The organism is Sedimentibacter sp. (assembly GCF_033447055.1).
GTDB lineage: Bacteria > Bacillota > Clostridia > Tissierellales > Sedimentibacteraceae > Sedimentibacter.
Genome location: NZ_JAWQJF010000003.1, coordinates 1 through 12,494, shown reverse-complemented (window position 1 = coordinate 12,494; position 12,494 = coordinate 1). Strand labels below are relative to the sequence as shown.

Annotated in this window: 11 protein-coding genes; 6 read left to right on the top strand and 5 right to left on the bottom strand. The window is 32.9% G+C overall.

The genetic code is table 11. From position 1 onward, the window contains the following. The gene (locus SA378_RS00175; RefSeq protein WP_318523975.1) at nt 1-1,611 is read right to left on the bottom strand and encodes an NAD(P)/FAD-dependent oxidoreductase; all 1,611 of its coding nucleotides are present in this window, start codon (nt 1,609-1,611) and stop codon (nt 1-3) included. Between the two features lie 107 nt (nt 1,612-1,718). Continuing rightward, nucleotides 1,719-2,144 (bottom strand): Lrp/AsnC family transcriptional regulator, encoded by a 426-nt coding sequence (locus SA378_RS00170; protein WP_318523974.1) that lies wholly within the window; start codon nt 2,142-2,144, stop codon nt 1,719-1,721. A gap of 351 nt (nt 2,145-2,495) precedes the next feature. Between SA378_RS00170 and SA378_RS00165 the strand changes: the two genes are divergently transcribed. Further along, nucleotides 2,496-3,860, top strand: coding sequence for an oxaloacetate decarboxylase subunit alpha (locus tag SA378_RS00165; protein ID WP_318523973.1), 1,365 nt, complete (start codon nt 2,496-2,498; stop codon nt 3,858-3,860). A 79-nt stretch (nt 3,861-3,939) separates the two neighbouring features. On the opposite strand, the gene SA378_RS00160 is transcribed toward SA378_RS00165, so the two are convergent. From SA378_RS00160 to radA, 3 genes are read right to left on the bottom strand one after another with little or no spacing between them, the layout of a single operon-like run. Then, the gene (locus tag SA378_RS00160; protein ID WP_318523972.1) at nt 3,940-5,706 is read right to left on the bottom strand and encodes a hypothetical protein; all 1,767 of its coding nucleotides are present in this window, start codon (nt 5,704-5,706) and stop codon (nt 3,940-3,942) included. Between the two features lies 1 nt (nt 5,707). Then, nucleotides 5,708-6,622: a MoxR family ATPase gene (locus SA378_RS00155; protein WP_318523971.1), complete on the bottom strand. Its 915-nt coding sequence runs from the start codon at nt 6,620-6,622 to the stop codon at nt 5,708-5,710. Between the two features lie 17 nt (nt 6,623-6,639). Next, complete coding sequence (radA, locus tag SA378_RS00150) at nt 6,640-8,028, bottom strand: DNA repair protein RadA (protein WP_318524012.1); 1,389 nt, start codon at nt 8,026-8,028, stop codon at nt 6,640-6,642. A gap of 324 nt (nt 8,029-8,352) precedes the next feature. On the opposite strand from radA, the gene SA378_RS00145 reads away from it, so the two are divergent. From SA378_RS00145 to SA378_RS00125, 5 genes are all read left to right on the top strand, one after another. After that, entirely contained in the window at nt 8,353-8,889 is a 537-nt protein-coding gene (locus tag SA378_RS00145) for an XRE family transcriptional regulator (protein ID WP_318523970.1), read from the top strand. A gap of 13 nt (nt 8,890-8,902) precedes the next feature. Beyond that, nucleotides 8,903-9,943 (top strand): spermidine/putrescine ABC transporter ATP-binding protein, encoded by a 1,041-nt coding sequence (gene potA, locus SA378_RS00140; RefSeq protein WP_318523969.1) that lies wholly within the window; start codon nt 8,903-8,905, stop codon nt 9,941-9,943. Nucleotides 9,944-9,945: 2 nt separating this feature from the next. After that, the gene (locus tag SA378_RS00135) at nt 9,946-10,788 is read left to right on the top strand and encodes an ABC transporter permease (RefSeq protein ID WP_318523968.1); all 843 of its coding nucleotides are present in this window, start codon (nt 9,946-9,948) and stop codon (nt 10,786-10,788) included. Further along, nucleotides 10,782-11,561, top strand: a complete 780-nt coding sequence (locus SA378_RS00130; protein WP_318523967.1) for an ABC transporter permease — start codon at nt 10,782-10,784, stop codon at nt 11,559-11,561. The genes SA378_RS00135 and SA378_RS00130 overlap by 7 nt, the downstream gene beginning before the upstream one ends. Nucleotides 11,562-11,581: 20 nt before the next feature. Then, on the top strand, nt 11,582-12,494 hold a 913-nt coding region (locus tag SA378_RS00125; RefSeq protein WP_318523966.1), incomplete at its 3' end, for a spermidine/putrescine ABC transporter substrate-binding protein.

The window sequence follows — 12,494 nt, the reverse complement described above, 5'->3', positions numbered from 1 at the left end:
TCATTCCCTTATTGTTATATTCCTAATTGGTTTATATGTTTTTATAATTTGTTCTGCAACTTTAAGGCCATCTATTGATGCAGACATTATTCCACCTGCATATCCGGAGCCTTCTCCGCATGGATAAATACCTCTTACATTGCTCTGCAATTCATCATCTCTTGTAATTCTAAGAGGTGATGATGTTCTGGTTTCAACACCTGTAAGAACCGCATCTGGTCTGTCATAATCAGTAAGCCAGTTGCCAAATGCTGATATTCCTTCTACAAGACTTTCACACACATAATTCGGGAGGCAATCCCATAAATTTGCAAAAGTTGCACCAGGTCTGTAAGTCGGATAAATTTCTCCAAATGAAGTAGATATTTTCTTTTCTTTGAAATCTTTAAACAATTGTACAGGAGCATGATAATTTCTTCCCCCTATTTCAAAGGCTTTGCGTTCCCATTTTCTTTGGAATTCAATACCTGCCAACGGGTCGTTTTCTCCTCCGAAGTCTTCTGGATTAATTGATACAACTATAGCTGAGTTTGCATTTTCCAAATCTCTCTCATGAAAGCTCATGCCATTAGTTACAACTCCTCCTTTTTCAGAAGAAGATGCCGTGACGAGACCTCCGGGACACATGCAAAATGTATAAACACTTCTTCCATTCTTGCATTTATGAACAAATTTATAATCAGCCGGTCCAAGATTAGGATGATTAGACAAATCTCCATATTGAGCTTCACTTATCATTTTTTGTGGATGTTCAATACGTACTCCAATGGAAAACGGCTTTGAGGTAAGCTGTAATTTATCGTTAAGCATTGCAAAAGTATCTCTTGCGCTGTGTCCAATAGCCAATACTAATATATCCGTTTCTATTATGTCGCTTTCAGTAACAATGCGGTGTATACTGTTATCCTTTATATTTATATCAGTTACACACTCTTCAAATCTGAATGTTCCACCTAGGCTTATTATTTTTTTCCTTATACTGACGATAACATTCCTCAATAGATCTGTTCCTATATGAGGTTTATTAACATAGGTAATTTCTGGCGGTGCTCCCGCTTCAACAAACTCTTCAAGAACTTTTTTGCCTCTTTTAGATCTGTCCTTTATAAGCGTGTTTAATTTACCATCAGAAAAAGTTCCTGCGCCTCCTTCTCCAAATTGTATATTAGAGCTTTCATTTAAAGTACCGTCTTTCCAAAACTTTTCAATGTCTTTTACACGTTCCTTAACTTTTTTGCCTCTTTCCAAAATTATTGGATTGTAGCCTTTTTCCGCAAGAAGCAACGCACAGAATAAACCTGCCGGTCCGCTTCCAACAATAACAGGTCTATTATTTAATAATTTTTCTCCTGTCACTTCAACTTCATATATAAAAGGCTCAACAACAGATACATTATTGATTCTCTTTGAAATTTTAATGTCATTGTAAAAATCAACATCCAGAGCATATATAAACATTATTTCGTCTTTTTTTCTAGCATCTATTGATTTCCTGAATACTGAAAGGGATTTAATTTCTTCTTTTTTAACTTTCAATGATTCTGCAGCTTTTAATATTAAATCATCTTCCGTATGATCAATTGGAAGCTTAACTTGCTGTATTCTTATCATTTATTGCACCTCTTACTTCAAACAATTTTGTCATCTTGATTCTTTTGTAACTTTACTATTATATCACAATTTTTAATTATATTCATACAAATAAAACATAATAATAATTAAATTTCTTTCCCATCGATAGGACTTGACATTATTATATACGTTTCTGTATTTCCATAAAATTGAATTTTACCGACAATTTCTTCAAGATGAGACATCTCCCTTAAATATGCTTTCATAATCATGCTATGAGGTCCCGTTACATGGTGACACTCTACTATTTCTTCTGCCTTCATAGCAAAATCCAAGAATTTTTCTTGTTTTTCCGGCTTAATTGATGCATTTATAAGAACACAAATAGGCTTTCCTACTTTTTCATTGTTAACAACAGCTTTGTAGCACTCAATTATGCCCACATCTTCAAGTCTTTTTACTCTCTCAGCAACTGCAGGAGGGCTTAGGGATACAACTTTTCCCAGTTCTTTCATTGAAATTCTTCCATCCCGTTGCAATATACTTATTATTTTCAAATCCGTTTGGTCCATCAAAATACCACCTTATTTTATTAGTTATATATCTTAAATAACTATTTATTAATATGAGCTATATCTAAAATTGTTATTTAAATTATGTACAATTGTATATTTGCATGATATTATGACCATGCTAAACATAATAAATAATATTCTTGTATATAATTGTTTCATTGTCAAAATATTTTAATTTCAAATTAATATATACAAGTTGAATTATCTGTGTTATTATATCATACATATGTAAATCATATCAAGAAAAAGCTTAATATAGTTTGCCAAAAGTTACTGTTTTACAATTATTTTAAAGAATATTAGTGATTTAAATGATAATAATATTGATTAGAAATGTGAGGAGGAAATATGCCTAATTTAAAAATCACAGAGACGTCACTTAGAGATGGACATCAATCTCTGATTGCAACAAGATTAACTACAGATGAAATATTGCCCATTTTATCTGAAATGGACAAAGCCGGATTTTATTCAATGGAAGTTTGGGGTGGAGCCACTTTTGATACATGTCTTAGATTCCTAAATGAAGATCCATGGGAAAGACTTAGAAAAATAAGAGCTAATGTTAAAAATACAAAACTTCAAATGCTGTCAAGAGGACAAAACTTATTGGGTTATAAAAATTACCCCGACGATATTGTTGAAAAATTTCTAAAAAACGCAATTTATGAAGGAATTGATATAATAAGAATATTTGATGCTTTAAACGATTTCAGAAACTTAAGAAAGTCTATTGAAGTTGTAAAGGAAGAAGGAGCGCATTGCCAATGTGCCATATCTTATACAACCAGCCCGGCACACACTACAGAATATTACTTGCAATTAATAAAAAATTTTGAAAATGCAGGTGCTGATACAATTTGCATAAAAGATATGTCAGGAATTTTACTTCCTTACGAAGCTTATGACTTAGTAAAAGCAATAAAGAAAATAACAAAGCTTCCTTTGGAATTTCACACTCACTGCACAAGCGGCATAGCTCAAATGACAATGCTTAAAACAATTGAAGCCGGTATAGATATAGTTGATACATCCATATCTCCATTATCATCAGGAACATCTCAACCGGCTACAGAATCACTTGCTTTATCCTTGAAAGAAACTCAGTGGGATCCCGAACTTGATTTGAGTAGCCTTAACAATATTGCAGATTATTTTAAAAAAGTAATGAAGAATTATCAGGACAATGGAACTTACAATATGAAAGTATTGATGACAGAGCCAAAAACATTGCAATATCAAATTCCCGGAGGAATGTTATCAAATATGATATTCCAAATGAAAGCTCTTAACGCCAACGATAAATTTGAAGACGTGCTTAAAGAAGTCCCTAAAGTTAGAGAAGACTTGGGATTCCCTCCTCTTGTAACTCCAATGAGTCAAATGATTGGAGCACAAGCTGTTTTCAACGTAATATCCGGGGAGAGATACAAAATAATACCAACAGAAATAAAAAATTATGTAAAAGGACTGTATGGAAAATCTGCCGCACCTATCTCTGATGAAATAAAAAATATTATCATCGGAGATGAAAAAGTTATAACAGTCAGGCCAGCTGATTTATTAAATGATGAATTCGAACAACTTAAAGATGAAGTTGGAGACTTAGCACAATCAGAGCAGGATGTTTTGTCTTATGCATTGTTTCCGCAAGTTTCCAAGGACTTCTTTGAAAAAAGAAAAGCAATGTCAGTAAATGTTGTACAAATTTAATAATTATAATAAAAAAGGCAAACATTAGCATGAAAAATGCAGTGCAGCCTTTTTTTATTTACATGTACTCCTAAGCAACTTATAGATTTTTTAATTGATTTTGCATTAATACACCCACAATATCAGCAAATCTTTCAGGTGAACTTATTCTTGCAAAATTGTGGCCGTAAATCTTTTTGGCAGAATCAACATCCTCATCTTCACCGGTAAAAACACATAGAATTGAAACTCCTTTGTTTATCCCCTTTTTCACTTCAAAAGCCGAGTCATTGACACCTGCTGCTCCTGAATATTCGCTGTGGGCAGGAACCATTCCCGTTTCAGGAATGCACTGTATGTCATTTGGCTTGCAGTCCGAAAGAACTATCAGTATCTTGTGCTCGCTTTCATAGTTTTCCATCATATGAAGAGCAGTACGTATTGCCAGACCATCACGATTGCATCCTGATGCATTGTATTTGAAAATCCAATCATTCTTGTCTGTTTCGCTGTAATCTCGATGCAAATTGATAATTGTGAAATTCCTAAGACTTGAAAAAGAATACACTCTTACAGGTATCTGGCAACGTGTAAAGCTTTCTGCTATAACAAAACCCTGGGATGCTATGATTTCCTGTCTCTCAAACTGAGATGCAGAAGAATCAAGCAATATGTCAACCGTTATATTTCCGAGAGCATTTCTTAAGTCCTTTATGAAAACCTTGCTATCCTTAAGATAAGCGTTTCTCCATATCATGTTTGCACAAAGTTTACCTGTCTTCGACCTGCTTGATGATGATTCAAAATTTACAATCAGAGTATTTCTTATTTTATTTGTAAGTTTTGAAATACTTTCATGGTTTCTCGCATTAAATTCATTGTAATAATTTATGTTTCTTTCCCTTTGTTCCAAAGCTGCTTTCTTGAAATAGACAGCATCGGCGTCACTTCCCAATTTAAAGTCAAATTCTCCCCGAGTGAAATGAAGATGGGATTTTTTGTGATTCCCGGCACACAGAACCTGCTCCAGCAACCTGGTTCTGTGTTCAGACAGGATGGACGCACCATAATACTTCTGAATGTAATGTCTGTCAGTTTCGATTATTTTATTTGAAAATTTATTTTCTATAAGAATTTTTTTATGTGAATCATCATGATCCAGAATATTTATGTCTCTTGCTGTTTCTGCAGATTCAATAACCAAGTCCTTCATGAAAGAATTGTCTGAATCTTTTTGTTTTTCTTTTTGTGTCTCTTTAACTTCGTCATTTTTTAAAACCGCGTCTTTTATATTCTTGCTTTTTATGCTTATAATTTCTTTCTGTTGGTTAGTTTCGTATGTTCCAGGATTGAATCTGAAATATGTCCTTATAATATCATTCATCCTCAAAACTATATGCTCAGCATCCATCTCTTCGTCAAATTCAAGAAGGTTTAAGATGTCAAGAAGCCTGCCTTCTGTTTTAGTTTCTATCCCTAGAACCCTGCAAAAATGTGCAATTCTTATTTCATGCAATATATTTTTTTCAGCTGCTATTTCTTCCACTACATTTCTTGAATAATCTCTTCGCAATGATTCAAGAACAGGACGTTCATTTTTTCCCTTAAGATACGCTCCGTTTTCTAAACCTATCCACATGAGCTTTTCATAAAATTCATGCTCACTGTCAACTTTAAGATAATCAAAAAAACTTTGAAGAATCGGATAATCATAATACTTGTGTACAGCCCCTACTATGTAATTAATGTATACATCAGCTGAAGCATCTTCATGGCATAGCTTTACTTGAGAATTTATGGTATAATCATCTGCTGCATTCCATATAATATTGAGTGCCCTTCTTTTCTCGTCCTTATGATTTTTCATATTAATCCGTGAAAATTTCACTCCTTTCAAGATTTCGCGGTATCCTCAAGCGAATTACATCAACCACAAGTTCTCGTTCAAAATCATCAAAAGACTTGTTAGTTATTCCCATCTCAAGAGCCTTGTTTGCTTCAAGCCCCTTGTCCATAAGATTGATGGATGAAATAAGACCTCTTAAGTCCACTGATTTTGTTGAAATTTCTGAATTTTCACTTTTTATCCTAAGATCATTGAACATGGCAGCAAACTGTTCAAGGTATTTACTGTTTATGTTAGGAAATTCCTTAAGCAGCATTTTTTCTAAATTATTTGTTGAAATTCCCGGCATATTAATTACCATAAAACGTGAGGTCAAAGCTTCATTAAGCTCTCTCGTGCCTGCATATCCATAATTCATGGTTGCAATAAATCTTCCTGCCTCATCAACTTTGATTTTGTCATAACCGGGCACATCAATGATTTTTCTGTAGTCCAAAGTAGCGTGCAATACTGCTATGGAATCATTTTTTGCCATATTAATTTCATCAAGTATTCCAAAACCTCCCCATTTAGCACATTCATAAATTGGTCCGTGCCTGAGTACGACCTGCCCATTTTCAAAAGTATCCGTACCTATCAATGATGATGAATCAGTATTTACATGAAATGAAACATCCCAGCTTGGTCTCCCGAAAGCTGCTGCAAGATTTTCAGAAAGAACATTTTTCCCCGTTGCCTTAGAACCAACCAAAAGAAGATTTTCTCCGCAAAGCAGTGCCGTTACAGCTTCCTCCCAAACATCATTTCCGTAATAATTGTATCTTGGATTTGGAATTCTGTACTTCAATTCCCCTTTAACCTTATAAAATTTTCTGAATTTTTCTATTTCACAAATCAGTTTTTCACTGATTCCCTCTTTTCTTAAAAACTCTAACATTTCTGCCACTCCATATTTTATTTTAACTTCCCAAACACATGATTTATTACTTCAATTAATGTTTTCAATTCAACAACTTGTATATTGCTAAACTTTACCGTCCTGCTAAAAGCATTTTTAGCAACATACACTTTTTTAAATCCCATCCTGTCCAGTTCTTTTATTCTTGTTTCAAGAGATGGAACTTTTTTAAGTTCACCGGTAAGGCCTACATCTGCAATAAAAACTATATCATTAGGAATCCCTTTATTATAAACGGAAGATACTATACACATTATAACTGCTAAATTTATAGCTTGTTCTCTTATGCGAAGTCCTCCTGTAATTTTTATAACGACATTTTTGTTGAATAAATTAAATCCACCTCTTTGTTCAAGAATTGAAATTAAAGTATTTAATTGATCTTTTCCTAAATTCTCGCCAATTCTTGATGGAAATGGTGTAAAAGAGTTTGAAACAAGACTTTCTATTTCTAAAATTATTGGGCGCGAGCCTTCTCTTACAACAGTTAATGCACTCCCTGAAATAACGTCTCCTTCTTCTCTTTTTGTCATAAAGAATTCAGATGGATTATCTATGGATACCATACCATTTTCTGTCATGCTAAAAAATCCGGTTTCGCCCGTTCCTCCAAATCTATTTTTCGAACTTTGCAGTGACCTTAATTCTTCTTCATTTTCACCGTCTATAATAAGCACTGTGTCCACTAAATGTTCTAATGAACGAAGTCCTGCAATTTCTTCATTTTTATTCATTTGACCGACTAAAATGACAGCTCTTGGCCTTTCATTGTTCTTTGCAATTCTCAAAAGCTCATTGGCACATTCCATAGTTTGTGTTGGAGAACCTGCTCTCGAAGGTAAATAGTCTTCTAAAACAAAAGCTTGTATACTATCTACAATCATTAAGTCAGGATCAATTTCTTTAATCGAATCCACAACATTATCTAAGTTTGTATCTGATATAATCCAAATATTTTCATTTATTTTATTTAATATTCTGTCAGCTCTGCTTTTAATCTGGCTATCGCTTTCTTCACCTGAAGCATATATTACTTTGAATCCTTTTGAAGAAACATCATCTGCCACCTGCAAAAGCAAAGTTGATTTTCCTGCTCCCGGTTTTGCTGTAATAATAGTAATTGAATCTTTTACAATTCCTCCACCCATTACTCTGTTAAATTCACCTATATTTGTAATAATCCTATCGCTGTTACTGGAAGTTACTTCTGCTAATTTTTTAATAGTTTTCTTTTTTGCAGTCGACCTTGAATTATTTGAACTTTTTTTAATTTCAATTGTATTTTCTTCAAGACTGTTCCACTCGTTGCAATTAGGACATTTACCCATCCATTTTACAGTTTCATAACCACAATTTGTACATCTGTATATGGTTTTAGTTTTAATAAAACTCACCCCTTATAACTATTCATTTGCTATCAACAACTATATAACATGAATGATTTCATGTCAATAAGTATAATCTTTATACAGTTATTGAACAAATGCATAATAATTACTCAATCTAAAGTTAAATCCTTTGTTTAATTTACCGATATTAAGTTTAGCAAAAGTAAACTTATAATACAATATTAACTGTATTATTTTATTCTTTTTATGAATTACGCTTATTTTTATATTGACATATAGTTATGTGCTGTGTATAATAATATCTGATAAAGTTTAGTAATTATAAACATTTTGTTTAATAGTTGCAATGTGAGGTAATTCATGAATATCGGAGAAAACTTAAAAAGAATAAGAATTGCTAATTCTCTCACTCAGCAGGAACTTGCTGACAGATGTGAATTGACAAAGGGATACATATCACAATTAGAAAGAGATTTAACATCTCCTTCAATTGCAACACTTACAGACATATTAGAATGCCTTGGTACAGATTTAGCCAGCTTTTTCAACGAAGCGATTGACAGCAAAATAGTTTTCAAAGAAGAAGATATATTTGTAAAGGAATCTGATGACAATTACATAATAAATTGGATTATTCCAAATGCTCAGAAAAATAAAATGGAACCTATTTTAGTTGAACTTAAAAGTTATGCCAAAACAAAACTAGATGAACCTCACGAAGGTGAGGAATTTGGCTATGTTTTATCCGGTTCTGTAATGCTTAATTATGGAAACCAGCTATATAAAGTTAAGAAGGGTGAATCCTTCTACTTCAAACCTAATAAAAATCATTATATTGAAAATGCGAGTAAAAACCCGGCACGTATAATTTGGGTATGTACTCCGCCAAGTTTCTAATCAGGAGAATAAAATGGACACAGCAATTATCGAATTGAATAATATAACTAAAAAATTTGATGGAAATACGATTCTTGATGATATTACTTTATCCGTTAAAAAAAATGAATTCGTAACATTACTAGGGCCAAGCGGTTGCGGAAAAACAACAACTTTGCGCATCATTGGCGGTTTTGAAACACCTGATGAAGGTGAAGTATACTTTGACGGACATTTAATAAACGATGTTCCTCCCTTTAAAAGACACCTTAACACAGTTTTTCAAAAGTATTCTTTGTTTCCTCATATGAATGTATTTGAAAATATAGCATTCGGTCTTAGAATTCAAAAAATGGATGAGCATCTTATCACGAGTAAAGTTGAAAAAATGCTTGAACTATTTAACCTTAAAAATTACGGAAAAAGAAGAATAGATCAGTTGAGCGGAGGCCAGCAACAGCGTATTGCTATAGCAAGAGCATTGGTAAACGAGCCAAAAGTATTATTATTAGACGAACCTCTTGGAGCACTGGATTTAAAGTTAAGAAAAGAAATGCAGCAAGAACTAAAAGCAATGCAAAAGAAAATAGGAATTACATTTATTTATGTTACTCATGACCAAGAGGAAGCTCTTACTATGTCTGACACAATTGTAGTTATGAATGACGGAATTATTCAGCAGATGGGCTCTCCTACTGATATTTACAATGAACCCGAAAATGCATTTGTTGCTGATTTTATTGGTGAAAGCAATATTTTAGACGGTATCATGCTTGATGATTACTTAGTTGAATTTCTGGGTATTAAGTTCAAATGTCTGGATAGTGGATTCGGGAAAGGTGAAGAAGTTGATGTTGTTATTCGTCCGGAAGATTTAGATTTAACTTTGCCTGGAGAAGGTAGACTTGAAGGTATTGTAAAATCAGTTACTTTTAAAGGTGTTCATTATGAAATGCACATAGTTGTATATGACTATGAATTTTTAGTACACAGCACTGATAAAGCAGCTGTTGGTTCTAGGGTAGGACTTACTCTTACTCCTGATGATATTCATATAATGGAAAAGGGGGAATAGTTTTGAAAAACAAAACTACGTATCTTGCATATCCTTACTTGGTGTGGATTGTAATATTTATTGTTTTCCCATCATTTCTGGTCTTGCTATACAGTGTTACAATGAAAAGTTCTGACGACATTACAACAATAAATTTTTCGTTACAAAATTTCATTAAATTTTTTGATTCAATGTATTTGAATATATTGTGGGATTCCATATCATTAGCAGCCATATCAACAATAATTTGTTTATTGTTAGGTTATCCTGCAGCATATATCATTTCAAATGCAAATATATCAAAAAGAAATACATTACTTTTCCTTTGTATATTACCAATGTGGATGAACATGCTTTTAAGGACCTACGCATGGATGACAATACTGGGAAATAACGGAATACTTAATAATTTATTCGCTTTTTTAGGACTTCCAAAGATAAATATGCTTTATACAAAAGGAGCTACTGTAATGGGCATGGTCTATAATTTTCTGCCTTTTATGATACTCCCCATCTATACGGCACTCAGCAAAATGGACACTGGTCTTTTAGAAGCAGCTGATGATTTAGGAGCAAATCAGTACATTAAATTTAGAAAAATCATTGTTCCACTCAGTATGCCTGGAGTAATATCAGGAATTATAATGGTTTTTATGCCAGCAGTAAGCACATTTATTATCCCTCAGCTTTTAGGAGGCAACAAGAACATGATGATTGGAAATTTAATAGAAAAATTGTTTATACTTAATGGTGACTGGAATTTCGGCTCTGCTATATCAATAATCATGATGATAATTATTTTAATTTCAATGTCAATTATGAATAAATTTGATATAGACAAAGAAGGAGGAGCGCGCCTGTGGTAAAAAAGTATTTGTCTAAAATATATATAGGAATAATTTTTATATTTCTTTATGCTCCGATAGTTGTCCTTACTGTTTTTTCTTTCAATGAGTCTAAATCAAGAGGCAATTGGACAGGATTCTCACTTAAATGGTATGTTGAACTTTTTCAGGATGGGGATATTCGATCAGCATTTTACTACACAATTTCAATTGCAATAATTTCAGCAGTTATAGCAACAGTTTTAGGAACAATTGCAGCAATTGGAATAAACAGCATGAAGGGAAAAACGAAGGCAGTTATGCTCAATGTCAATTATCTTCCTGTAGTAAATCCTGATATCGTAACTGGTATTTCACTAATGATATTGTTTGTATCATTTAATACCAGCTTTGGATTTAATACAATGCTGCTATCACATATAGTGTTTAATACTCCTTACGTAATATTATCAATACTGCCAAAATTGAAACAGCTTGATGCAAATATGACTGAGGCAGCCATGGATTTAGGAGCAACTCCAATGTATGCACTTAGGAAAGTAATAATACCGGAAATTAAGCCTGGAATTGTTACAGGATTTTTAATGGCATTCACGTTATCAATTGACGATTTCATCATCAGTTACTTTACAAAAGGCGAAGGAGTTACAAATCTTTCAATAATTATTTATTCAATGGCAAGAAGAGGCGTTCGCCCGACAATAAATGCGTTATCCACAATAATGCTTTCAGTAGTATTATTGTTAATGGTATTAATTAATAAAAGATCAAATGTAACTGAAAAAACTAAATAAAAAAGAAAGAGGTATAAACAGTGAAAAAGAAATTAATTTTAATTGCAGCACTCATATGTGTAATACTAATTGCAGTTGCCGGATGCAGTTCTGAAGAAAAAGAAACATTGAACGTTCTGAACTACGATATTTATATTGATAAAGATTTAATATCAGAATTTGAAGAAGCAAACAATGTTACAATTAAGTATGATACATATTCAACTCCTGAAGAAATGTACATTAAAGCTAAAGCAGGAGCATCAAATTACGATTTAATCATATCAAGCGAATATATGATTGAAAGAATGATTAATGAAGGAATGGTCAACAAATTAAATTTTGACAACATTCCTAACTTTAAATATATAGGAGAAGACTTTAAAAATCAGCCTTATGATCCAAATAATGAATATGCAGTTCCATATTTCTGGGGAACTTTGGGTATTCTATATAACAAAAACACGGTAGATGCATCATCTGACAGCTGGTCAATGCTGTGGGATGAAAATCATAATCAGCGCATAATAATGATGGATTCTCAAAGAGATTCATTTGGTGCTGCATTGAAATTTTTAGGGTATTCCATGAATACAGTAAACGAAAAAGAACTTGACGAAGCAAAAGAACTTCTTTTAAAACAAAAGCCTTTGGTTATGGCATACATTACAGACGGTGCTCCTGATATAATGATTAACGAAGAAGCTGATATGGCTTTGGTATGGTCCGGAGAAGCAGTTTCTGCAATGGCAGAAAACGAAAACTTGGACTTTGTTATTCCAAAGGAAGGCAGCAATATTTGGATTGATGCAATGTTTGTTCCTTCAACAACAAAAAACCAGCCTTTAGCAGAAAAATTCATAGATTTTCTCTGCACTAAAGAATCAACTTTGAGAAATATCGATGAAGTATGGTATTCAACAGTTCATACAGAAGCGATAAAAGAAGTTGATG

What these genes read in the sequence shown, in the direction of transcription:
- SA378_RS00170 (WP_318523974.1), bottom strand. Translation starts at nt 2,144, where the DNA reads ATGGACCAAACGGATTTGAAAATAATAAGTATATTGCAACGGGATGGA.
- SA378_RS00155 (WP_318523971.1), bottom strand. Translation starts at nt 6,622, where the DNA reads ATGTTAGAGTTTTTAAGAAAAGAGGGAATCAGTGAAAAACTGATTTGT.
- SA378_RS00175 (WP_318523975.1), bottom strand. Translation starts at nt 1,611, where the DNA reads ATGATAAGAATACAGCAAGTTAAGCTTCCAATTGATCATACGGAAGAT.
- SA378_RS00160 (WP_318523972.1), bottom strand. Translation starts at nt 5,706, where the DNA reads ATGAAAAATCATAAGGACGAGAAAAGAAGGGCACTCAATATTATATGG.
- potA (WP_318523969.1), top strand. Translation starts at nt 8,903, where the DNA reads ATGGACACAGCAATTATCGAATTGAATAATATAACTAAAAAATTTGAT.
- SA378_RS00145 (WP_318523970.1), top strand. Translation starts at nt 8,353, where the DNA reads ATGAATATCGGAGAAAACTTAAAAAGAATAAGAATTGCTAATTCTCTC.
- SA378_RS00165 (WP_318523973.1), top strand. Translation starts at nt 2,496, where the DNA reads ATGCCTAATTTAAAAATCACAGAGACGTCACTTAGAGATGGACATCAA.